Raw genomic sequence first — 22,061 nt, 5'->3', positions numbered from 1 at the left:
TGCCCGTTTCTGTCCGTTGTGGTCAAGATCGTACGGTGACGTTGCCCAGATCCCCCTCCGCGGTGACCGACGCGAGCGGCCCCGCACGGCGCGCCGGCACCGGCCGGCCGGTCGCCGTCCTCGTCCTGGCGATGGTGGCCGTGGCGACACCGCTGCTCGGGCCGTCCGCCGCGCTGCACGGCACCGGGGAGGCCGGCGCGCCCGGGGCCGGCGGAGTGGCCCTGCTGCGAGCGGTGTTGTTCCTGGCGTTGTGCGTACCGCTGGGCGAGCTGTTCGTGGGGCGGCTGGCGCGCTCGGTGCCCGGCACTCCCCCGGACGTTCCGCGCTCCTGGGCTCTCTGGGCGGCCGCCGCCGGGTTCCTCGCCGCGCTGGGCCTGGCGTCGGTCGTGGCGACCGGCAATCTGGTGCCCCACAGCCTCTCCGCGATCGATGTCGGCGGCCTGTACGCGTCGCGGGACGGCAAGTTGGCCCTGCTGGAGGTCAACGCGTTCCTGCTGGCCGGTCTGTGCGCCCGCTCGGGCCGCCCGACCGTCCAGGTGTGGCCCCTGTCCGCCGTGATGGCGGCGGAGGCCCTGCGCGCGCATCCCGTGACCGAGCACAGCCCGCTGGTCGGCTCCGGGCTGACGCTGGTTCACCTCACGTGCGCGGCGCTGTGGGCGGGCGGACTGCTGCATGTGTTGCGGACGCTGCGCCACTGGGGCCCCGCGGAGCAGGGCGCGGCGCTGCTCGGGCTCTACGCGCGCGTGGCAGCCGTATTGCTCGCCGCCATCTCCGCGACCGGGGTGTGGAGTTCGCTGCGCCGGATGCCGCTCGGCACCATCCTGGAGCAGCTGACGGACACGGCCTACGGGCGCACGCTGCTCGCCAAGGTGCTCCTCGTGGCGGTCGTCGCCGTGCTCGCCCTGTGGGCCCGCACCCGGCTGCGCCGCTCCCCCGACCCGCTGACCGCCTGTGCCCCCGCGCGCGTGGAGGTCGTGGCCCTGGGGCTGGTGGTGCTGGTGTCGGGGCTGCTGACGGCGCTGCCGTTGCCGATCCACTGGTGAGGGCTGCGCGCCGCCGTCGCGGGAGATGCGGACGCTGTCGGACCACCTGCGTTCAGGGAGTGGTCGAGCGGATCTCACCGTACGTCGCCATCGGTCCCGGACACGCTTCGAGGGCTCGTCGTACGCCACTGGCCAGCAGGAACTGCGCGGCGACATACGTGAGCATGATCCAGAACTCGGGTCGTGGGAGCTGGGGCCAGTCGGCGACGCCGGTCGCGATGAGGGTGTCCGAGAGAAGGAAGAGCACGCCGCCGAGTCCGGTGAGGATGCCGAGCCGGGCGGCGGTGTACGCCATGGTCACGAGCAGGGTGCTGTAGCCGGCGACGGGGATGCGGAGGTCCGCCGGCAGGCCCGGCCACAGGAGGGCGACCATGGTGACGAGGGAGAGGGCGTAGACGGGGGCCGGGAGGAGGGCACGCGTGCGTGGCGTGCCGTAACCCCGAAAGAGCGCGATGTAGCAGACGTGGCCCGCGGCGAAACAAGCCATGCCGGCGAGGAAGGCCGGACCGGTGTTGGACAGCAGGAGGACGTCACCTCCCCAACCGCACAGGAGCGCGATGACGAGGAGGCGCGGTATGCCTCGGACGGCCGCCCAGGTCGCGAGGAGCGGCATGAGCAGAGGCTTGGCGACGACATGGCCGCCGCCGAAGCCGACGGCCAGGGAAACGAGGTCGGTGAGGGTGGCGGCGGCGAGGCAGGCGAGCAGAAGCGCAGCGAGGGAACGCGCGCGCGGTCCCCGCCCGGATGGCGCGCGTATGGACGCCCGCCGCTCGGGACGGCTTCGGTCACGCTCCTCCCGCCCGGTGTGCACTCGCCCGCGCCCCTGCCGCCCCACGAGGCCACGCCCGCGCGCCCATAGCCCGGGCCGGGCTCTCACGCGGCCGCGCTCCCTCCGGCCGAAGCCGGTTCCGGTTCCTGTCCCTGACCCTGTTCCGACGCCGGGGCCGATTCCGCCGATCGCGACGGCTGCCACCCCGGCCCGCCGAACACCCGCCCGGCCCGCTCACGCCAACTCCGGGCCTTCCTGACGTCCTTGATGATCGCCACGTACTCATGAGTGGCCACCTTGACCGGGTTGAACGTGTTGATGTTCTTGGTCAACCCATAGACGGGCCGTTCGGTCTCGGCGACGAACGAGCCGAAGAGCCGGTCCCAGACGATGAGGATGCCGCCGAAGTTGCGGTCCAGGTAGCCACCCTGGGAGGCGTGGTGGACGCGGTGGTGGGACGGGGTGTTGAAGACGAACTCGAACCAGCGGGACATCTTGTCGATGCGTTCGGTGTGGATCCAGAACTGGTAGACGAGGTTCGCGGAGGAGCAGAAGGCGAGCGCGGCCGGGTGGACTCCGGCGGCGACGAGGGGGACGTAGAACGGCCAGACGGTCAGGGTCGTCCAGGGCTGGCGCAGCGCGGTGGTGAGGTTGAACTTCCGGCTGGAGTGGTGGACGACGTGACAGGCCCACAGGATGCGGATGACGTGGTGGCCGCGGTGGGACCAGTAGTAGAAGAAGTCCTGCCCGAGCAGCATCAGGGGGACCGTCCACCACAGGACGGGTACGCGCAGCGGGGTGAACTCGTACAGGGCGGTGTAGACGGCGACGATCGGGATCTTCCAGAGGAAGTCGAAGAAGAGGCTGCCGAGCCCCATGCCGATGCTGGTGGCGGCGTCCTTCGTCTCGTAGCCGGCCGCGTCCTCGTCGGGATGGACCCGGACGCTGATCATCTCGATGACGGTGAGCAGCACGAAGGCGGGTATGGACCAGACCACGACATCGGGGAGGTTCGGCATGCGTGCACCGTAGAACCGCCGGTCGGGCGGGGCTAGACGTTGTTACCCACAAGTATTACCGGTGGTACGCGCTTGCTTCTTGGCGATCTCCGCCAAGGGAAGCCGACGGGCGGTGACGCCAGCTGCTGCGCCGGGGCGTCAGCCGACCCCCGCCGCCCCCAACAACACCCCCACCCCGTACGTGACCCCCATCGCCAACAACCCGCCCGCCACGTTCCGCACCACCGCGCGCCCCGCGTGCGCGGCACCCAACCGCGCGCTGCTCCACCCGGTCAGCACCAACGCCGCCACCACCGACACCACGGTCACCGGCACCCGCCACCCCGCCGACGGCAACACGATGGCGAGCAGCGGCAGCAACGCCCCCGCGGTGAACGCCAGGAAGCTCGCCCAGGCCGCATGCCAGGGGTTGGTCAGTTCGTCCGGGTCGATGCCGAGCTCCACGCGTGCGTGAGCCCGCAGCGCGTCACGTTCCGTCAGTTGTTCCGCCGCCTCGTGGGCCACGTCACGGGACAGACCCCGTTCCTCCAGAAGCCCCGTCAACTCCTCCAGCTCCGCCTCCGGCCGTTCGCGAAGTTCCCGTTTCTCCACGGCCAGCGCGGCCATCTCGGAGTCGCGCTGGGTGGACACGGACACGTATTCCCCGGCCGCCATGGACATCGAGCCGGCCAGCAGGCCCGCCAGACCCGCCGTCAGCAATGCCGCGCGGTCGCTCGTCGCGCCGGCCACGCCGACGACGAGGCCCGCCGTGGAGACGATGCCGTCGTTCGCGCCGAGAACGGCCGCGCGCAGCCAGTTGAGGCGGGCGCCGAGCCCACCGCCGTGTGCCTCGTCGTGCGCCGATGTGCTCGCACCCTCTTCGGTCATCCCCGGAGGATCGCACCCCGGTCGTCGCGAGCCCGGTACCGACGCCGCCGTGAGGGACTGTCAGTCGTGGCCCGTATCCTCGTGAACCATGCTCGAAGACCAGACGACCGCAGCGTCCTCCCCCGCAGCGTGGCCGGCCGCGTATCCGCACGGATACGCGGTCGTCGACGTGGAGACCACCGGCCTGGCCCGCGACGACCGGATAATCTCCGCGGCCGTCTACCGACTGGACGCGCGCGGCGAGGTCGAGGACCACTGGTACACGCTGGTCAATCCGGAGCGCGACCCGGGCCCCGTGTGGATCCACGGGCTGACGAGCGAGACACTCGAAGGCGCCCCGCTCTTCCCGGACATCGCCGACGAGTTCTCGGCCCGTCTCGACGGTCGCGTGCTCGTCGCGCACAACGCCGTCTTCGACTGGCAGATGATCGCCCGTGAGTACGCGCGCGCGGGCCGGGCGGCGCCGGTGAGTCAGCGGCTGTGCACCATCGTCCTGTCGAAGGAGCTCGGTCTGCCGCTGCCCAACCACAAACTGGAGTCGCTGGCGGCCCACTTCGGCGTCGTGCAGCGGCAGGCGCACCATGCCCTCGACGACGCGCGTGTGCTCGCGGAGGCGTTCCGGCCGAGCCTGCGGGCCGCCGCCGCGCGAAGCGTGCGGCTGCCGCTGCACGAGTGCCGACCGCTAACCGAGTGGACGGACCGGGCGGTGCCGCGGCAGTCGTCGGGCTACAGCGGTTACCGTCCGACCAGTTGGCGGCCCGCGCGCAAGCGGCCCGCGTGCCCCTACCCCAACCCGGGGCGGTACGAGGACGGCAAACCGCTCAAACAGGGCATGCGGATCGCCTTCTCCGGGGACACCTCGACCGAGCGCGACCTCCTGGAGGACCGGGCGATCGAGGCCGGGCTGCATGTCGCCACCAGCATTTCCCGGCTGACCAGTCTGCTCGTCACCAACGACCCGGACTCGAACACGTCCAAGGTGGTCAAGGCCCGGCAGTTCGGCACACCGGTCGTCGACGAGGCGGCCTTCGGGCAGCTCCTCCGCGACGTGGAGCCGGCGTCGGGAGGATGACCGTACGGACATGTACGGGTCGAGGCCGCGGTATCGGCGGTGGGGGCCGGTGCGCCGGGTCGGTCAGGCGATGGCGATGCCGTCCAGCTTTCCGGCCTTGGCCTCCTCCACCAGCGAGGCGAACTGGTCGGCGCTCATCTGGACGCGCTGGCCGAAGTCGTCGGTGAGCAGGACGCGGCGCTCCGCGGGGGCACTCGGGTCGACGAACAGCTGCGGGCAGCCGCAGTCGCACTCGCCACAGAAGGTCGCCAGCGGTTCCAGTGCGTTGGTGTCACTCATCGTGAACTGCCTTTCACGGGGAGACCGGACGGTCGGATGGGTGCCGCCCGCCAGGTCTGCGGGCGTGGCCAAGGCATACCCCGCGTGCAGGACGCGACGCGCTTGCGTGCGGACCGGCGGGAGCGCGGTCCGGGCGGCCGTGCGCCGATGCGCACCCGATGCTTCCTCTCGCTCCGGAGCCGTGGGAACCAACTCATCCAGAGTTACGACCACTTGAGGGGCCCCCGGCCTCCGCACACGGACCGGCGTCCGCCGGGCGGAGGCCGGCGAGGAGGTCCGGGGTGAGAACGCCCAGGACCGGCCCTGGGCCAAACGCGCGGGCCGGAGGCTCGCGGCAGGGCCGTCCGGACAGGGAAGGCGAGCACCGCGGTGACGAGGAGCCGCTCGCGCTCCTGCCGGGCGGCGGCGGGCAGGCCCGTCATCCCCGGCCTCTCCTCACCGCCGTCCCCGTCCCCGTCCCCGTCCCCGCCTGGCGACGCGACGGGCGTACGACGAAACGAGGGGGCCGGCGGGTTCGCCACCCCCTCGGTGTCGGTCACACAGCGGAGCCGACCTTGTCCACGATGCCGACCTTGCCCTCCGAGCGGGCACAGTGCGCGCCGCAGAACCAGTGACCGTCCACCTCGACGCCCTGGCCGATGATCTGCACCCGGCAGTGCTCGCAGATGGGTGCCATGCGGTGGATCGCGCAGGCGAACGAGTCGAAGACGTGGCGTGCCCCGTCCCGGGTCTCGACGGTGAACGCCAGGTCGTAGTCGTTCCCACACACTTCGCAACGTGTCATAAGCCGAATCGTCAGGGGCGGGCCCGGCACTCGCAAGCCGACAGCGCTCCATCGGGTGGGCATCGTCGACCGGGCCCGACCACACCCCTGTGCGAGCCCCGCGTCGTCCGAGTTGTACGGTCGTGGGGTGTACCGCTTCCTGTTGTCCCGGCAGTGGGTGATCCTCACGCTGGTCGCCCTCCTCCTCATCCCCACGATGATCAGGCTGGGCATTTGGCAGATGCACCGCTACGAGTTGCGCACCGCCCGCAACCAGCTGGTCTCCGAGGCGCTGTCCGCGAAGCCGGTGCCCGTGGAGCGGATGACCTCGCCCGGACACACGGTCACCACGCACGACCGGTACCGCAGCGTGACCGCGAAGGGTCACTTCGACGCCGACGACGAGGTCGTGGTCCGGCGTCGCACCAACTCCGACGACGAGGTCGGCTACCACGTCCTGACCCCCTTCGTCCTCGACGACGGCAAGGTGCTGCTGGTCAACCGCGGCTGGATCCCCGCGAACGGTCCCAGCCAGACCGTGTTCCCGAAGATCCCCACTCCCCCGAAGGGCGAGATCACCGTCACCGGGCGGCTGATGCCGGACGAGACGACCGCGGCAAGCGGTATCAAGAACCTCAAGGGACTGCCCGACCGGCAGATCATGCTGATCAACAGCGAGCAGGAGGCCGAGCGGCTGGGTGCCACGGTGCTCGGCGGCTACATCGCCCAGACGGCACCCGAGCCGAAGGGTGACAGCCCGGAACTGATCGGCGCCGATCCCGGCAAGGAGGACGCCGCGCTGAACTACGCCTACGCCATCCAGTGGTGGCTGTTCTCCGTCGGCGTTCCGATCGGGTGGGTCGTCCTGGTGCGGCGCGAACTCCGCGACCGCCGGGAGAAGGCGGAGCGGGAAGACGCGACGGATGCGGAGCCGGCCGCGGTGTGACACCCCGGCCCGCCGACCCGCCCCTGACAGCACCCGTCACGGCATCACCCTCCGCCCCACCCCGGCATGGCCCACTGCCTCACCCGCCCTCGCGGTCGCGCCAATACAGAAACGTCCGTTCCGGCTCGGGCAGCAGTTCCCACGGGTGTGGGGTCATGTGGCGGCCGATGCGCCGGAACACGGGGGCCGCGTCGGTCGGGCGGTGCGTGCGGGCCAGTGCGAAGGCCAGGATGTTGAGGTCGGCGACGGCCTCGGCGTGCGGTGGGGCCGCGGTGTGGAACCAGTCGGTCAGGGCCCACTCGATCTCCGCGCGGGCCCTGGGTTCGTTCCAGTGGCTGTCGGCCCCGAGGGACATCTGCCGCTGCCGGTGGGCAACGAGTTCGACGCGGGCCGCCACGGGGAGCAGGGCGAGCGGTGAACCGTACGGGGCGCGAGCGGCGGCCTGACCCGCGAAGTCCATCATGTCGGCGACCGAGCCCTGTCCGCGCGGGGACAGGCAGCTCAGCAGCAGGTGGTAGGCGCCCCGGTGCCACGGGGCCCGCGTGACGGCCTCCGTCCACACGGGCACGGTGTCCCGGGCCGGCACGGCGAGGGAGTGCATCAGCCCGAGGAGGGCCAGCCAGGGCGTCGGATCGTCGGGGCAGACCTCGGCGGCGCGCAGGCAGGCCCGCTCGGCGTCCTGGACGGCGGCCCCTCCGTCGCCCCATCCGTCGACCGAGGCCCGCCGCGCGCACCGGACACAGGCCCACAGCACCAGCGCGTCCCCGTCGTCGGGGCGTTCGCCGATCCACCGCCGGCACACCGGGACCGGCAAGTGGTCCGCCAGTACGGACATCCGGTGCCACCGGCGGTCCCAGTCCCTCCCCGTGTCCCGCAGCAACTGGGCTACCGGCTGCCAGAGCGGACGGCTGGAACCGGCGCCGAGGCCGTGCAGCTGAAGGGTGGGCCGGAGTTCCGTCAGCGTCGCGTGCAGCGCGTCGTCGTCGAGGGCGGGGTGGACCTGCAGGGCGGTACGGCGTCTGAACATCTCGGTCCCGAAAGGTGAGAGGGGCGGGCGGGGTGCCCGCCCCGTGGTCCACGACGGCGGCGTCAGCAGCACCGCCCCTGCGGGTGAGCCTCCCGGTGCCGGGTGCGCAGCACCTCGTACTCCCGCCGGGTGGGGACCGGCGCGCGCGGATGGTGGCGCAGATGCCGCTCGCGGTAGCGGTCGTACTCCGCCTCGCCGGTCAGCTCCCGCAGGTACCACCGGACGGCCCCCGCCCACCGCCGCGCCGTCACCGTCAGCGTCAGCGTCACGAGCGCACCCCCACCAGCTCCTCACCGGCCCGCTCGGGCACGTCGATCCGCGACTCGACGTACGGTGCCTCGGTGGTCGGCAGCGTCCCCGGCGCCCGGACCACCCGCACGCACACCACCCCCGCGTTGACGATGACGACCGCGACCAGCAGCAGGAACACGGCGATCAGCACCCCGTCGACCGTGGAGTTGGTGACCACCGTGTGCATGTCGTCGAGCGTCTTGGCGGGCGCGAGAACCTGGCCCGCGTCGATGCCGTCCGCGTACTTGGCCCGCTGGGCGAAGAACCCGACCCGCGGATCGCCGGAGAAGATCTTCTGCCAGCCCGCGGTGAAGGTGACCGCGACCACCCAGGCCAGTGGGACCCCGGTGACCCACGCCCACCGCAGCTTCCCGGACTTGACGAGGACCGTGGTGCACACGGCCAGCGCGATCGCCGCCAGCAGCTGGTTCGCGATGCCGAAGAGCGGGAAGAGCTGGTTGATTCCGCCCAGGGGGTCGGTGGCGCCGGTGTAGAGGAAGTAGCCCCAGGCCGCCACCACCAGGGCGCTGCACAGCCAGATGCCCGGCTTCCAGTTGACCCGGCCGACCGGCTTCCACACGTTGCCGAGCATGTCCTGCAGCATGAAGCGGCCGACACGCGTGCCCGCGTCCACCGTCGTCAGGATGAACAGCGCCTCGAACATGATCGCGAAGTGGTACCAGAAGGCCTTCATGGCGGTGCCCCCGAACACCCCGGAGAAGATCTCCGACATGCCGACCGCGAGGGTCGGGGCTCCTCCGGAGCGGGCGATCAGCGACTGTTCCTCGACCGCCTTGGCGGCCTGCGTGAGCTGTTCCGGCGTGATGGTGAAGCCGAGGCCGGCCACGGCGTGCGACGCCGACTGGGCCGTCGCGCCCAGCAGTCCCGCCGGGGCGTTCATCGCGTAGTACAGGCCGGGCTCCAGGGTCGCCGCCGCGATGAGCGCCATGATCGCGACGAACGACTCCATCAGCATGGCGCCGTACCCGATGAGGCGGACCTGCGACTCCTTCCGGATCAGCTTCGGCGTCGTACCGGAGGAGACCAGCGCGTGGAAGCCGGACAGCGCGCCGCAGGCGATGGTGATGAACAGGAAGGGGAACAGGGAACCCGCGAACACCGGCCCGGCGCCCGAGGTCGCGAAGTCGCTCACCGCGTCCGCGCGCAGCACCGGGGCGGCGACCACGACCCCCACCGCGAGCAGCGCGATCGTGCCGATCTTCATGAAGGTGGAGAGGTAGTCGCGGGGGGCCAGGAGCATCCAGACCGGGAGGACGGATGCCACGAAGCCGTAGCCGACCAGGCAGAAGACCAGGGTCGTCGGGCTGAGGGTGAAGGTGGAGGCCAGCGAGGAGTTCTGGACCCAGCTGCCGCCGACGATCGCGAGCAGCAGCAGCGCGACGCCGATGAAGCTGGTCTCCACGACCCGGCCGGGGCGGATGCGGTGCATCCAGAAGCCCATGAACAGGGCGATCGGCATCGTCATGGCGACGGAGAAGGTGCCCCACGGGGAGTGCGCGAGGGCGTTGACCACGACCAGGGCCAGCACGCCCAGCAGAATGATCATGATGGCGAAGACCGCGACCAGCGCGGCCGCCCCGCCCAGCCGGCCGATCTCGTCCCGGGCCAGTTGCCCGAGCGACGTGCCGTCCCGGCGCATGGACAGGAAGAGAACCACCATGTCCTGCACCGCCCCCGCGAAGATCACTCCGGCGACGATCCACAGGGTGCCGGGCAGGTAGCCCATCTGGGCCGCCAGCACCGGGCCGACCAGCGGTCCGGCGCCCGCGATCGCCGCGAAGTGGTGGCCGAGGAGGACCCGCTTGTCCGTGGGGTGGAAGTCGACGCCGTCCTCGAGGCGTTCGGCCGGGGTGGCACGGCGGTCGTCCGGTTCGAGGACCCGGCGGGAGATGAAGCGGGAGTAGAAGCGGTAGGCGATCGCGTACGAGCCGAGCGCGGCGACGACCAGCCAGACCGCGGAGATCTTCTCGCCCCGGGCCAGCGCGAGCACGCCCCAGGCGGCCGCGCCGAGCAGCGCGACGACGGCCCACAGCAGGATCGACCTAGGTGACATACGAGATTTTTCGGGCACCTTGAGAGCAGACTGAAGGACGGTCTCGGGCATGGCGGCTCCTCACCGGAAACGGTGGAACGGGAAAGACAGAAAGAGACTCAGCGGCGATGTCGCTCCGACAGCGCATACGCGGCGAGCAGGCACAGACCGCACCCCGGCACCCAGGCGAGCTGGTACCAGTAGAAGAACGGCGTGCCCGCCAGACGCGGCTCCGCACCGGCATACATCGGGACCCACAACAGTCCCGCGGCCGGGGCGAGAAGCAGCACGGCGATCGCGACGCGCCGTAGCCGGTGATGACCGGTCCGTGCCATGACCTGCGCTCCTCTCCCCATCGCTGTCGGTCTGTGCAAGAGTTGCCCACCTCCCGCGGACGGTTGACAGCGAATTCCGAGGAGATTTCCCGCCGGTGTCCGTCATCCGAACCGGCGGCCCGCGCAACTTAAGCGCGAGGGCACAGACACACCAAGGACGGTGACCATGGCCGACAGCGCCATGACCGCGACGTTCCTCGCCGTGATCGGCGGAGCGTCGCTGCTCGCCGTGACCGCGCGCCGGCTGCGCCCCAGCGACCGGTTGCCGTCCCTGGAGGGCTGGGCGCTGGCCGACCGCAGCCTCGGCCCGGTGTGGACCTGGCTGCTGCTGGGCGGCACGATCTTCACCGCGTACACCTTCACCGCGGTGCCGGGACTGGCGTACGGCAACGGCGGGGCCGCGTTCTTCGCGGTGCCGTACACGGTGATCGTGTGCCCGATCGCCTTCGTGCTGCTCAGCCGCCTGGGCGAGGTGGCCCGCCGGCACGGCTACATCACCGCCGCCGACTTTGTGCGCGGCCGCTACGGTTCGCCGCCGCTGGCCCTGGTGGTCGCGCTGACCGGGATTTTGGCGACCATGCCGTATCTGGCGCTCCAGCTGCTCGGGATACGGGCGGTGCTGACGGCCGGGGGCGTGTATCCGCGGGGCGCGAGGGGCGACCTGGTGATGGTGGCGCTGTTCGCGGGGCTCGCGGTGGCCACCTATCGGCACGGGCTGCGGGCGCCCACCGTGATCTCGGCGCTCAAGGCGGTCGCCGTCTTCGTCTCGCTCACCGCCGTCACCTGGCTGGTCCTGGAACGGCTCGGCGGTCCTGGCGCGGTGTTCGACGGGGCCGCCGAGCGCCTGGGCGGACCGGCCCTGCTCCTCTCCCCCGAGCAGCAGCCCACCTACGCCACCCTCGCCCTCGGCTCCGCGCTCGCCCTGCTGATGTACCCGCACGTCCTGACCGCCGGGTTCGCCGCCGACGGCCCGCGCACCCTGCGCAAGGTCGCCGTGGCCCTGCCCGCCTGGACGGGGCTGCTCGCCCTCTTCGGGTTCCTCGGCATCGCGGCGCTCGCGGCGGGCGTCCGAGCACCGGAGGGCGGTGCCGAGACCGCCGTACCGATGCTGGTGGACCGGTTGATGCCGGGGCCCCTGGCCGGGCTGGTGTTCGGCGCGATCACCGTGGGGGCCCTGGTGCCGGCCGCGGTGATGTCGATCGCGGCGGCCACCAGCTTCGTGCGCAACGTCTACGTCGAGTACGTGCACCCCACGGCCACGCCCAAACGGCAGGTGCGGATCGCCAAGGCGGTGTCGCTGACGGCGAAGGTGGGCGCGGTGGCGTTCGTGTTCGGGCTGCGCGACCAGGACGCCGTCAACCTCCAGCTCCTCGGCGGGGTCTGGATCCTGCAGATCTTCCCGGCTGTCGCCGTGGGCCTGTTCACCGGGCGGCTGCATCCGCGGGCGCTGCTCGCCGGGTGGGGCGCGGGCATGCTGGCCGGCACCTTCCTCGTCGTCCGCGAGGGCTTCTCCTCGCTCGGCAGCGGGCCCTTCCAGGTCTACGCCGGTCTCGTCGCCCTCCTGCTCAATCTGACCGTCGCCCTGGCCGGAACCGCGGCCCTCGAACGGCTCGGCGTCCCGCGCGGCGCCGACCTGACCGACCTACCGTCGCGCCTGACCGTCAGGCGGCGCCCCGAGACGGGAGCGAACAACCCGTGAGACAGCACCTGAGAGCCGGCACCCCCGTGCCCGCCCCGCTCGCCCCCGCGGCGGCCGACCCGGCCGAACTGGAGCGCGAGGCCGGTGTGGCCCACCTTTTCGAGCTGCACTACGCCTCCATGCTCCGCCTCGCCGTGCTGCTCGGCGCCGACGACCCGGAGAACGTGGTCGCCGAGGCCTACTACCAGATCTACCGGAAGTGGCGGCGCCTGCGCGACACCGAGGCCGCGGAGGCCTATCTGCGCTCCACCGTCTGCAATCTGACGCGGATGCGGATACGCCACCTCCAGGTGGCCCGCAAGCACGTGGAGAATCCCCCGACGAGAACGGACGAGCTCGTCGCCTCCGCCGAGAGCACCGCGCTCCTCCACGACGACCAGCGCGTCCTCATCGACGCGCTCCAGCAGCTGCCCGCCCGGCAGCGCGAGGCGCTGGTGCTGCGGCACTGGCTCGGGCTGAAGGAGAGCGAGATCGCCTCGGCGATGGGCATCTCCTGCGGTTCCGTCAAGACCCACACGGCGCGCGGCCTCGCCGCCCTGACCCAGGCGATGGAGGCCCGGCGATGATGAACGACGCGAGTCCGGACCGCACCGAGCGGGAACTCCAGGAGGCCCTCGCCGCGCTGGCGGGCAAGGTGCACGCGGCGCCCGACGCCTACCGCACGGCACGCGGCGAGTGGCTGCGCCGGGAACGCCGCCGCCGGCTCGTCCTCACCGTCCTCATCGCGGTCGTGTTCGCGCTGGCCACGCTGATCGGACTGTGGGTGCTGAACCAGACTCCCGCGCACCCGGGAGTGATCTTCTCCGGCACGGCGGCGTCACTCCCCCGGCCCCACCCCTGATTGCCCCCGCGACCAGCCGGGAAGCGCCACTGCGTGCACCCCCGAACCCCACCGGCCACCCGGATCCCCCGTATCGAGGACTACGCCCTCATCGGCGACGAACAGACCGCCGCCCTGGTAGGCACGGACGGCTCCGTGGACTGGCTGTGCCTGCCCCGCTTCGACTCGGCGGCCTGCTTCGCCAGACTGCTCGGGGACGAGGAGAACGGCCACTGGCGGATCGCCCCGAAGCACGCGGACCGGTGCACGAGACGCGCGTACCGCCCCGGCACCCTCGTCCTGGACACCGAGTGGGAGACCGACGAGGGCGCGGTGCGCGTCACCGACCTGATGCCGCAGCGCGACGTCGCCCCCGACGTCGTACGCGTCGTGGAGGGGCTCACCGGCCGGGTCACCGTGCGCAGCACGCTGCGGCTGCGCTTCGAGTACGGCTCGATCGTGCCCTGGGTGCGCAGGTCCGGCGGACAGCGGGTGGCCGTCGCGGGACCCGACGCCACCTGGCTGCGCAGCGAACCCCCGGTCCACACCTGGGGCGAGCACTTCGCGACGCACTCGGAGTTCACCGTCGAGGCCGGCGAGAAGGTCGCGTTCGTCCTCACCTGGCACCCCTCGCACGAGCCGCGCCCCCCGCTGACCGACCCCTTCGAGACGCTCGAGAGCAGCGTGGCCGACTGGCAGGCGTGGTCGGCGCGCTGCCGCTACGAGGGTCCGCACCGGGATGCCGTGGTCCGTTCCCTGATCACCCTGAAGGCGCTCACCTACCGGCCGACCGGCGGCATCGTGGCCGCGGCCACGACCTCGCTGCCGGAGGAGATGGGCGGCGTGCGCAACTGGGACTACCGCTACTGCTGGCTGCGCGACTCCACGCTCACCCTGGGCGCCCTCGTACAGTGCGGCTATCTGGAGGAGGCCGAGGCCTGGCGGGACTGGCTGCTGCGCGCGGTCGCCGGCGACCCGGCGGACCTCCAGATCATGTACGGCGTCGCGGGCGAACGGCGGCTGCCCGAGTTCGAGTTGCCGTGGCTGTCCGGTTTCGGCGGCTCCCGGCCGGTACGCATCGGCAACGAGGCCGTGAAACAGCTCCAGCTGGACGTGTACGGCGAGGTCATGGACTCGCTGTCGCTGGCCCGGCGGGCGGGCCTGCCCGCCAAACCGCACATGTGGTCCCTGCAGAGCGTCCTGCTGGACTTCCTCCGGTCCTCCTGGCGGCAGCCGGACGAGGGGCTGTGGGAGGTGCGCGGCGTCCGCCGCGACTTCGTCCACTCGAAAGTGATGGTGTGGGTCGCCGCCGACCGCGCCGTGCGCGCCCTGGAGGCCTTCCCGGAGCTGCGGGGCGACCTGGACGGCTGGCGCGCGCTGCGCGACGAGGTGCACCACGAGGTCTGCGAGAAGGGCTACGACCCCGGACGCAACACCTTCACCCAGTACTACGGCTCACGCGAACTCGACGCGTCCCTGCTGCTGATCCCCCGCGCCGGCTTCCTGCCCGCCGACGATCCCCGTGTCGTCGGCACCATCGACGCGATCCGCGCGGAGCTGGAGCACAACGGACTGGTACGGCGGTACAGCGGCGCGGAGACCCCCGTCGACGGGCTGCCCGGCGGCGAGGGCACGTTCCTGGTGTGCTCGTTCTGGCTCGCCGACGCCCTGCACATGACGGGCCGTACGAAGGAGGCGCGGGACCTCTTCGAACGGCTGCTGGGGCTGGCCAACGACGTGGGGCTGCTGTCCGAGGAGTACGACCCCGTGGCCGGCGCCCAGCTCGGCAACTTCCCGCAGGCGTTCAGCCACATCGGGCTGGTGAACACCGCCCTCACTCTGTTCGGGGGCGGGGAGGCAGGATAGGGACCATGGATCTTGGACTGAAGGACCGTGTGTACGTCGTCACCGGAGCGACCCGTGGGCTCGGCAACGCGGCCGCGCGTTCGCTGGTCGCGGACGGGGCGAAGGTCGTGGTGACCGGGCGGGACGAGAAGGGCGCGCTCGCCGCGGCGGCGGAGTTGGGACCGGACGCGGTGGGGGTGGCCGTCGACAACGCCGACCCCTCGGCGCCGGAGCGGCTGATCGCCACCGCGCGGGAGCACTTCGGGGGCTTCCACGGGGTGCTGATCAGCGTGGGCGGGCCCCCGCCCGGTTTCGTCGCCGACAACACGGACGAGCAGTGGCAGTCCGCGTTCGAGTCCGTGTTCCTGGGAGCGGTCCGGCTGGCTCGGGCGGCCGCGGCGGAACTGGAAGCCGGGGGTGTCATCGGGTTCGTGCTCTCCGCGTCCGTGCACGAGCCGATTCCGGGGCTGACCATTTCGAACGGGCTGCGGCCCGGCCTGGCCGGGTTCGCGAAGTCCCTCGCCGATGAGCTGGGGCCGCGCGGGATCCGTGTGGTGGGGCTGCTGCCGTCGCGTATCGACACGGATCGCGTGCGCGAGCTGGACGGGATGTCGGCGGACCCGGAGGCCACTCGGGCCGCGAACGAGTCCCGGATTCCGTTGCGGCGGTACGGGACGCCGGAGGAGTTCGGGCGGGTGGCGGCCTTCCTCCTGTCGCCGGCCGCTTCCTATCTGACCGGGGTCATGCTGCCCGTCGACGGGGGCATGCGGCACGGGTTCTAGGTGCGGACTCTCAACTGACCCTTTCCGCCTTGTGCTTGACGCCGGTCATGCGGACCTCGGCCGGAAGTGACGCGAGGCCTGCCGAGTTGCGGGCGTGGTCCAGGGCCCCGGCCGTCAGGTGATGCAGGGCCGTTCCCGGGTCCACGTGGGGTTCCAGCAGGAGTCGCACGCGGGTCCCGGGAGCGTCCGGGCGGCCGGTCAGGTGGGCGTGGGCCCGCTGGACGCCGTCCAACTCGGCTGCGTCGCCTTCGAGTACGGCCTCCAGGGCCCGCCCCCTCAGCAGGGCGCCCTCGCCGTCGCCGGTGTTGACGCGGACCTCCGTGAGCCGGCGCCTGCGCAGTACCGCCGTCAGCCACCACAGGGTCAGCAGCACGACGAGGGCCAGTGCGGCGATGACCGTCGGCCACCACCAGCCCTCGCCGTCCCAGCGGGTGCGCTCCGCGTCGCTCAGCAGGACGTCCTTCTTGCCGTCGTGGATCCACCAGGAGGGCGGGTCGAGGCCGAGGCCCACGGCGAGCACCGAGCCGCCGACGACGAGCAGGACCAGGCCCACCAGGGCGAGCAGTACGCGGTTGACGGTCCTGAGCATCGGCCTCAGCCCTTCTTCCGGGTCGTCCGCGTCACGTGCACCGACAGGGCGGGGGGCCGGGCCAGACCCAGTCCCCTGATCGCCTCGGTGAGGGTCACGTCCAGGTCGTCGCGTACGTCGTCCAGCTCGCGGAAGTGGGAGACCGCGCGGACGTCGGCCTTCGTCCGCTTCACCCGTACGCGTGCGGACTGGACGCCGGCCACCTCCATGGCCCGGTCGCGCAGGACCATGGCGGCCGCGTCCCGGTGGAGGCCGGCGCGGACGTCGGGGTGGGTGCGGCGCATCGGGAGGACACGGCGCAGACCCGGTGTGGCGGCCAGGACGATCAGCCACAGGCCCAGGGCCGCGGCCACGCCGGCGCCGATCAGGACCCAGGTGTCGTCCAGGGGGCGTGCGGCGAGTTGCCGGGAGAGTTCGCGGCGCCAGTGCATGGCCGGCCGATGGGCCCGGACGGCCACGATGTCGTACAGGAAGATGCCCGCGCCGAGCAGGAGCAGCAGGGCGACGAGGGCGGCCGGAACCCTGCGCGCCGACCAGAAGCGGCGCTCGCCGCCGCCCGTCCCGGCGTCCGGGACGGGCGGCGGTCCGTACGCGGCCGGATCGCGCCGGTCCGGTTCCGCCGCCCGCTCGATGACCGGCAGTCGCCGTGTGGTGCCTTCCGAGCCCTGGGGCTCGCTCATCGCGTCCTCCCCTGTGCCGCGCCGTGTGCCGGATACAGCCGCTCCACCTGGACGGCGACCTCCGACACCTCCATGCCCACCAACGCGACTACCCGCTCGACCACGTGCTGACGCACCTGACGGCATCGCGCGCCGATGTCGCAGGGGTAGTCGAGTTCGAGGTGCATGCGGATCCGGGCGTTCTCGTGGTGGACCACGACGGTGGCGTACGGGGGTTCCGCCGCGGCGGGGAGTTTTCCGAGCGCCTCACGGGCCGCCTGTCCCGCGACCTTCGCGACCACCCGGTCGGCGATCCTCGTCGCCCCTCGGTCACCGGGGGGAACGGCGGTCGCGGTCAGGGGGCTGCTGAGCGCGTCCGCCGCGCCGGCCTCGCTGCTCACGGACGTCATCGCCGCCGGTCGCGACGCTCGTCACGGGTACGGAAGAGATCGCCGATCTCCAGGTCCCCCTCCAGGAACCGGCCGACGACGAAGCCGATGGCGCCCAGCGCCGCCACCAGCAGGAAGGCACCGAACCCGCCGAAATACCCCGCGAAGCCCAGCGCCATGCCGGCGATCATGCCGACCACGGCCATGCTCATCGTGCGCTCCCTAAAGGTCCCTCAAGCTGTGGGCCGGCTATTGCAGCCGCGACTCCGGCTCCTCGTCCTCCTCGTCGGGCAGCTTCACATCGCTCACCGCGACATTGACCTCGACGACCTCCAGGCCGGTCATCCGCTCCACCGCGGCGATGACGTTCTCCCGCACCGCCTTGGCCACGTCCGCGATCGAGACGCCGTAGTCGACGACGATCTCCAGGTCGAGCGCGGTCTGCACCTCGCCGACCTCGACCTTGACCCCGCGTGTGGCGGACTTGGAACCGCCGGGCACCCGGTCCCGTACCGCCCCGAAGGTTCGGCTCAGCCCGCTGCCCATGGCGTGGACGCCCAGGACGTCCCGTGCCGCGAGCCCGGCGATCTTCTCCACGACCCCGTCGGCGATAGTGGTCCGCCCACGGTTCGCCGGGTCGCCGCCGCCGCGCCTGGTGGTCTTGTGAAGCTGCGCCTGCGGCTCCACCTCGGTGCTCTGCGTCATGTCGGTCATCGCCGTCACCCCTTTCGGTCGTCCTCCTTCGACCACCGTAAGCGCGGTGGCGCGATCGCGCGCCGGAGATGCGGCAGGCTGGAGGAATGACGGCGGAGCAGTGGGCACGGACGGTGCGGCATCAGCTGCGGCTGGGCAGGCTGCTGCCCCTGGGCGGGCCGCGGGACGGAGCGTGGATCTCCGAGGAGGCGGCCCGGACGGTGCTGCGGGCCGCCGCCGAGGACCTCCGGGGCGTACGGCTGGGGACGGTGCGCATCGGGCTCGCCCGTCCGGAGGACACGCACGAGCCCGCCGTCCCGGCGCCGCCGAGCGCGCTGCCGCCCGGCCCGCTGCGACTCGCGGCCGAGTTCGAGGCCACGCCCGCACAGCCGCTGCCGGTGACGGCGGAGCTGCTGCGCACGGCACTCGCCGGGGCGGCCACGGGGCTGCTGGGGTTGGAGATCGGCGAGGTGGACCTGCGGGTGACGGCCCTGCTGGACGAGGACGCGGAACGTTCCCCCGTACGGGCGCCCGAGCCGCCGCGTCTCGTGGAGGCGGGACTGGGCGACGAGACCCTCCCGGCGGTCGCCGCGCTGGCGGTGCCCGGTGTGGTCCGGCTGACCGGTCTGCTGGGGCGGCCCGTGCACATCGAGGACCGGGAGACCGGGGGCGGCTCGCTACCGCGCCGCCATGTCCGCGTCGAAGTGGCGGTGGGCGCGGACCGCCGGGCCCTGGACGTGGCCCGGGAGGTCCGCGCCGCCGTGGGAGCGGCGCTGTCGGACGGTCCGACGGTGGCCGTCCTGGTGACGGCCCTCGTCTAGATCCACTCGCCGACCGGATCTACTCGCCGACTCCGGCGAGGTCCCGCAGGCGTCGGGTCTGGGCCGCGCGCTCGGCGCCGCGCTGCTCGTCGTAGGTGCGGTCCTGGGCGCCGCGCAGCAGCGCCTTGGTCTCGATGACCGCGTCGCGGGGGGCGGACAGAAGTGCGGCCGCCAGGTCCTTCACGGCGCCGTCGAGCTGCTCCAGGGGTACGGCGAGGTTGGCGAGGCCGGTGTTCACCGCCTCCTCGGCCGTGACGAAGCGCCCGGTGGCGCAGATCTCCAGCGCCCGGGCGTATCCGACGAGGCCCACCAGGGGGTGGGTGCCGGTGAGGTCGGGGACCAGGCCGAGGCTGGTCTCGCGCATGGCGAACTGCACGTCGTCGGCGACGACGCGCAGGTCACAGGCGAGGGCCAGCTGGAAGCCCGCCCCGATGGCATGCCCCTGCACGGCGGCGATGGACACGACGTCACTGCGCCGCCACCAGGTGAAGCCCTCTTGGAACTGGGCGATGGCGGCGTCGAGTTCGGCGTCACCACTGCGGGCGAGGTCGATGAACGACGGCTCGCCCTCGATCCCCTCGGGCGTGAACATCTGCCGGTCGAGCCCCGCGGAGAAGGACTTGCCTTCGCCACGCAGCACCACGACCCGGACGGAGCCCGGCACCAGCCGGCCGGCCTCGGCGAGCGCTCGCCACAGAGCAGGGCTCTGCGCGTTGCGCTTGGCGGGGTTGGTCAGCGTCACCGTGGCGAGGGTGTCCTCGACGGTGAGCCGTACGCCGTCCTTGTCGAGCAGGGGAACGAGTTCCTGGCTGTCCTGGCTGGACGTCGCCATGGGGCGCCTCCGATGAGTGCGGTCATCCTCCGTGCCGCAGGACGGCACAGCTAAGTGACTGCACAGTAACCACCCGGTCAGTCAACCGACCGACCGGGTGGCCACCATCGAAGCCGATGGGCCGCCCGGCTCAGGACGACGCGGCCTTCTTGCCCCGCGTCGCCCCGCCACGCCCACGGAGCGTGACGCCCGATTCGCTGAGCATCCGGTGTACGAAGCCATACGAGCGGCCGGTTTCCTCGGCCAGTGCCCGAATGCTCGCACCGGAGTCGTACTTCTTCTTCAGGTCTGCCGCGAGCTTGTCGCGCGCGACGCCGGTTACCCGGCTGCCCTTCTTCAGAGTCTCGGCCACCCGGTCCTCCTCATGGGAAGTGCGCTCTGGTCCTCTCATGATCACCCCTCCGAGCGTTCATGGCCACCCATTCGGCAAGGTCCGTAAGACATGGTTTTGACGACAGGAGCGGGTCCCCACATACGGAATCTGTGATTCCACCCGGGCGCGTTCGTACCGCCGAACGGGTTCCTTTGTGAAGTGCCAGGTCAGAGACGTGCGACGGCCGAGTCCTTGTCGATAAAGGACTCGGCCGTGAAATCGATGTAGGACACACCTCGGTACGAGGAGATCTCACACAGATGGTGGATCACCGGTGGGCCGAATGATCCATACGCCGTTGATCACGCCGTGGATCACCCCCTGGATCACGCTTTCGATCAAGCGGCGCCTACTCAGGCGAGGGCGACGAGATCCGCGTAGTCGGCGCCCCACAGGTCCTCGACGCCGTCCGGCAGCAGGATGATCCGCTCCGGCTGGAGCGCCTCGACCGCGCCCTCGTCGTGGGTGACCAGGACGACAGCGCCCTTGTAGGTGCGCAGCGCGCCGAGGATCTCCTCGCGGCTGGCCGGGTCGAGGTTGTTGGTGGGCTCGTCGAGGAGCAGGACGTTCGCCGAGGAGACGACCAGGGTGGCGAGCGCGAGCCGGGTCTTCTCGCCGCCGGACAGGACGCCGGCCGGCTTGTCGACGTCGTCGCCGGAGAACAGGAACGAGCCGAGCGTCTTGCGCACCTCGACCAGGTCGAGGTCGGGGGCCGCCGAGCGCATGTTCTCCAGGACCGTGCGCTCCGGGTCGAGGGTCTCGTGCTCCTGGGCGTAGTAGCCGAGCTTGAGGCCGTGGCCCGGCACGACCGCGCCGGTGTCCGGCTGCTCGGTCCCGGCGAGCAGGCGCAGCAGGGTCGTCTTGCCCGCGCCGTTGAGGCCCAGGATGACCACGCGGGAGCCCTTGTCGATGGCCAGGTCGACATCGGTGAAGATCTCCAGCGAGCCGTACGACTTCGACAGGCCCTCCGCCATGAGCGGGGTCTTGCCGCAGGGCGCGGGCTCGGGGAAGCGCAGCTTGGCGACCTTGTCCTGCTGGCGCACCGCGTCGAGGCCCGCGAGCAGCCGGTCGGCGCGCTTGGCCATGTTCTGCGCGGCGACCGTCTTGGTGGCCTTGGCGCGCATCTTGTCGGCCTGCGAGTGCAGGGCGGCGGCCTTCTTCTCGGCGTTCTGCCGCTCGCGCTTGCGGCGCTTCTCGTCGGCCTCGCGCTGCTGCTGGTAGAGCTTCCAGCCCATGTTGTAGACGTCGATCTGGGCACGGTTGGCGTCCAGGTAGAACACCTTGTTGACGACCGTCTCGACCAGATCGACGTCGTGGGAGATCACGATGAAGCCGCCGCGGTAGGACTTGAGGTAGTCGCGCAGCCAGATGATCGAGTCGGCGTCGAGGTGGTTGGTCGGCTCGTCGAGGAGCAGGGTGTCGGCGTCGGAGAACAGGATCCGGGCCAATTCGATACGGCGGCGCTGACCACCGGAGAGAGTGTGCAGGGGCTGGCCGAGCACCCGGTCGGGGAGGTTCAGCGCGGCGGCGATGGTGGCGGCCTCGGCCTCGGCGGAGTACCCGCCCTTGGTGAGGAACTCGGTCTCCTGGCGCTCGTACTGCCGCAGCGCCTTCTCCCGGGTGGCACCGCTGCCGTTGGCGATGCGCTGTTCGTTGTCGCGCATCTTCTTCAGCAGGACGTCGAGGCCGCGCGCGGAGAGGATGCGGTCGCGGGCGAGCACGTCGAGGTCGCCGGTGCGGGGGTCCTGGGGGAGGTAGCCGACCTCGCCGGAGCGGGTGATCTGGCCGGCGGCGGGGATGCCCTCGCCGGCCAGGCACTTGGTGAGGGTGGTCTTCCCCGCGCCGTTGCGGCCGACCAGGCCGATGCGGTCGCCCTTGGCGACACGGAAGGTGGCGGACTCGATGAGGACTCGGGCGCCGGCGCGCAGCTCGATACCGGAGGCGGAGATCACGGACAGACTCCAGGGCGGATTCGGGATTGACGGGTGGGCGGCTGAGGACGTTCCCGCCGTCTAATGCGCGAGGAGAATGGCCATGGGCCAAGTCTAACGGGGGCGTGCAAGCACTTTTTCTGGGTTCGGGTGTTCGGTTGGTC

At 71.7% G+C, this 22,061-nt stretch carries 26 protein-coding genes; 9 read left to right on the top strand and 17 right to left on the bottom strand.

All coding sequences use genetic code 11. The annotated features are described in order from the left end of the window. Positions 1-35: 35 nt before the first annotated feature. A complete protein-coding gene (locus ACIRP7_RS14915; protein ID WP_403658303.1) occupies positions 36-1,043 on the top strand; it encodes a CopD family protein in 1,008 nt (335 codons plus the stop codon). Between the two features lie 52 nt (positions 1,044-1,095). Here ACIRP7_RS14915 and ACIRP7_RS14910 read toward each other — a convergent pair whose 3' ends face one another. The 3 genes from ACIRP7_RS14910 to ACIRP7_RS14900 form a co-directional block, all read right to left on the bottom strand. After that, complete coding sequence (locus ACIRP7_RS14910) at positions 1,096-1,800, bottom strand: lysoplasmalogenase (RefSeq protein WP_403658445.1); 705 nt, start codon at positions 1,798-1,800, stop codon at positions 1,096-1,098. Positions 1,801-1,916: 116 nt separating this feature from the next. After that, positions 1,917-2,831, bottom strand: coding sequence for a sterol desaturase family protein (locus ACIRP7_RS14905; protein WP_403658300.1), 915 nt, complete (start codon positions 2,829-2,831; stop codon positions 1,917-1,919). 138 nt (positions 2,832-2,969) lie between these two features. Then, positions 2,970-3,698: a VIT family protein gene (locus ACIRP7_RS14900; protein ID WP_403658297.1), complete on the bottom strand. Its 729-nt coding sequence runs from the start codon at positions 3,696-3,698 to the stop codon at positions 2,970-2,972. Positions 3,699-3,786: 88 nt separating this feature from the next. Here ACIRP7_RS14900 and ACIRP7_RS14895 point away from each other — a divergent pair, with 88 nt between their 5' ends. Continuing rightward, positions 3,787-4,770, top strand: coding sequence for a DEDDh family exonuclease (locus ACIRP7_RS14895; protein WP_403658294.1), 984 nt, complete (start codon positions 3,787-3,789; stop codon positions 4,768-4,770). 63 nt (positions 4,771-4,833) lie between these two features. On the opposite strand, the gene ACIRP7_RS14890 is transcribed toward ACIRP7_RS14895, so the two are convergent. Next, positions 4,834-5,049, bottom strand: coding sequence for a hypothetical protein (locus ACIRP7_RS14890; RefSeq protein WP_403658291.1), 216 nt, complete (start codon positions 5,047-5,049; stop codon positions 4,834-4,836). 535 nt (positions 5,050-5,584) lie between these two features. Continuing rightward, positions 5,585-5,833 (bottom strand): hypothetical protein, encoded by a 249-nt coding sequence (locus ACIRP7_RS14885; RefSeq protein WP_403658288.1) that lies wholly within the window; start codon positions 5,831-5,833, stop codon positions 5,585-5,587. A gap of 127 nt (positions 5,834-5,960) precedes the next feature. Here ACIRP7_RS14885 and ACIRP7_RS14880 point away from each other — a divergent pair, with 127 nt between their 5' ends. Further along, positions 5,961-6,758: an SURF1 family protein gene (locus tag ACIRP7_RS14880; protein ID WP_403658285.1), complete on the top strand. Its 798-nt coding sequence runs from the start codon at positions 5,961-5,963 to the stop codon at positions 6,756-6,758. 79 nt (positions 6,759-6,837) lie between these two features. Here the strand turns inward: ACIRP7_RS14880 and ACIRP7_RS14875 are convergent, their stop codons facing one another. The 4 genes from ACIRP7_RS14875 to ACIRP7_RS14860 form a co-directional block, all read right to left on the bottom strand. Then, positions 6,838-7,785 (bottom strand): hypothetical protein, encoded by a 948-nt coding sequence (locus ACIRP7_RS14875; RefSeq protein WP_403658282.1) that lies wholly within the window; start codon positions 7,783-7,785, stop codon positions 6,838-6,840. A gap of 62 nt (positions 7,786-7,847) precedes the next feature. Next, positions 7,848-8,054 (bottom strand): YbdD/YjiX family protein, encoded by a 207-nt coding sequence (locus ACIRP7_RS14870; RefSeq protein ID WP_403658279.1) that lies wholly within the window; start codon positions 8,052-8,054, stop codon positions 7,848-7,850. Further along, positions 8,051-10,150 carry a carbon starvation CstA family protein gene (locus tag ACIRP7_RS14865; protein WP_403658276.1) on the bottom strand — a complete coding sequence of 700 codons (2,100 nt, stop codon included), beginning with the start codon at positions 10,148-10,150 and terminating at the stop codon, positions 8,051-8,053. The genes ACIRP7_RS14870 and ACIRP7_RS14865 overlap by 4 nt, the downstream gene beginning before the upstream one ends. A gap of 98 nt (positions 10,151-10,248) precedes the next feature. After that, a complete protein-coding gene (locus tag ACIRP7_RS14860; protein ID WP_403658273.1) occupies positions 10,249-10,464 on the bottom strand; it encodes a DUF3311 domain-containing protein in 216 nt (71 codons plus the stop codon). 166 nt (positions 10,465-10,630) lie between these two features. On the opposite strand from ACIRP7_RS14860, the gene ACIRP7_RS14855 reads away from it, so the two are divergent. Genes ACIRP7_RS14855 through ACIRP7_RS14835 form a run of 5 tightly spaced genes read left to right on the top strand, consistent with a single transcriptional unit; the run spans position 10,631 to position 15,610 of the window. Continuing rightward, positions 10,631-12,163 (top strand): sodium:solute symporter, encoded by a 1,533-nt coding sequence (locus tag ACIRP7_RS14855; protein WP_403658270.1) that lies wholly within the window; start codon positions 10,631-10,633, stop codon positions 12,161-12,163. After that, a complete protein-coding gene (locus ACIRP7_RS14850) occupies positions 12,160-12,729 on the top strand; it encodes a sigma-70 family RNA polymerase sigma factor (protein ID WP_403658267.1) in 570 nt (189 codons plus the stop codon). Before ACIRP7_RS14855 ends, ACIRP7_RS14850 begins: the two co-directional genes overlap by 4 nt. Continuing rightward, the gene (locus tag ACIRP7_RS14845; protein ID WP_352390591.1) at positions 12,729-13,004 is read left to right on the top strand and encodes a hypothetical protein; all 276 of its coding nucleotides are present in this window, start codon (positions 12,729-12,731) and stop codon (positions 13,002-13,004) included. Before ACIRP7_RS14850 ends, ACIRP7_RS14845 begins: the two co-directional genes overlap by 1 nt. Before the next feature lie 33 nt (positions 13,005-13,037). Then, a complete protein-coding gene (locus ACIRP7_RS14840) occupies positions 13,038-14,849 on the top strand; it encodes a glycoside hydrolase family 15 protein (RefSeq protein ID WP_403658264.1) in 1,812 nt (603 codons plus the stop codon). A 5-nt stretch (positions 14,850-14,854) separates the two neighbouring features. Further along, positions 14,855-15,610 carry an SDR family oxidoreductase gene (locus tag ACIRP7_RS14835; protein WP_403658261.1) on the top strand — a complete coding sequence of 252 codons (756 nt, stop codon included), beginning with the start codon at positions 14,855-14,857 and terminating at the stop codon, positions 15,608-15,610. A 10-nt stretch (positions 15,611-15,620) separates the two neighbouring features. Here ACIRP7_RS14835 and amaP read toward each other — a convergent pair whose 3' ends face one another. From amaP to ACIRP7_RS14810, 5 genes are read right to left on the bottom strand one after another with little or no spacing between them, the layout of a single operon-like run. After that, the gene (gene amaP / locus ACIRP7_RS14830) at positions 15,621-16,199 is read right to left on the bottom strand and encodes an alkaline shock response membrane anchor protein AmaP (RefSeq protein ID WP_403658258.1); all 579 of its coding nucleotides are present in this window, start codon (positions 16,197-16,199) and stop codon (positions 15,621-15,623) included. Positions 16,200-16,204: 5 nt separating this feature from the next. Further along, positions 16,205-16,879, bottom strand: coding sequence for a DUF6286 domain-containing protein (locus ACIRP7_RS14825; protein ID WP_403658254.1), 675 nt, complete (start codon positions 16,877-16,879; stop codon positions 16,205-16,207). Then, positions 16,876-17,268 (bottom strand): Asp23/Gls24 family envelope stress response protein, encoded by a 393-nt coding sequence (locus tag ACIRP7_RS14820; protein ID WP_403658251.1) that lies wholly within the window; start codon positions 17,266-17,268, stop codon positions 16,876-16,878. The genes ACIRP7_RS14825 and ACIRP7_RS14820 overlap by 4 nt, the downstream gene beginning before the upstream one ends. Then, complete coding sequence (locus tag ACIRP7_RS14815) at positions 17,265-17,459, bottom strand: hypothetical protein (protein ID WP_059206289.1); 195 nt, start codon at positions 17,457-17,459, stop codon at positions 17,265-17,267. The genes ACIRP7_RS14820 and ACIRP7_RS14815 overlap by 4 nt, the downstream gene beginning before the upstream one ends. Positions 17,460-17,496: 37 nt before the next feature. Then, positions 17,497-17,961: an Asp23/Gls24 family envelope stress response protein gene (locus ACIRP7_RS14810; RefSeq protein ID WP_352390441.1), complete on the bottom strand. Its 465-nt coding sequence runs from the start codon at positions 17,959-17,961 to the stop codon at positions 17,497-17,499. A gap of 86 nt (positions 17,962-18,047) precedes the next feature. On the opposite strand from ACIRP7_RS14810, the gene ACIRP7_RS14805 reads away from it, so the two are divergent. Then, on the top strand, positions 18,048-18,761 hold the full coding sequence (locus ACIRP7_RS14805) for a nucleopolyhedrovirus P10 family protein (protein ID WP_403658248.1): 714 nt from the start codon (positions 18,048-18,050) through the stop codon (positions 18,759-18,761). A gap of 19 nt (positions 18,762-18,780) precedes the next feature. Here the strand turns inward: ACIRP7_RS14805 and ACIRP7_RS14800 are convergent, their stop codons facing one another. From ACIRP7_RS14800 to ACIRP7_RS14790, 3 genes are all read right to left on the bottom strand, one after another. Then, positions 18,781-19,593, bottom strand: a complete 813-nt coding sequence (locus ACIRP7_RS14800; protein ID WP_403658245.1) for an enoyl-CoA hydratase/isomerase family protein — start codon at positions 19,591-19,593, stop codon at positions 18,781-18,783. Between the two features lie 130 nt (positions 19,594-19,723). Continuing rightward, entirely contained in the window at positions 19,724-19,945 is a 222-nt protein-coding gene (locus ACIRP7_RS14795; RefSeq protein ID WP_280887789.1) for a helix-turn-helix domain-containing protein, read from the bottom strand. 374 nt (positions 19,946-20,319) lie between these two features. After that, positions 20,320-21,918 carry an ABC-F family ATP-binding cassette domain-containing protein gene (locus ACIRP7_RS14790; RefSeq protein ID WP_403658242.1) on the bottom strand — a complete coding sequence of 533 codons (1,599 nt, stop codon included), beginning with the start codon at positions 21,916-21,918 and terminating at the stop codon, positions 20,320-20,322. Positions 21,919-22,061: the final 143 nt, after the last annotated feature.

Source organism: Streptomyces sp. NPDC102270 (assembly GCF_044766405.1).
GTDB lineage: Bacteria > Actinomycetota > Actinomycetes > Streptomycetales > Streptomycetaceae > Streptomyces.
This window is presented reverse-complemented; position numbering and strand designations above follow the sequence as displayed.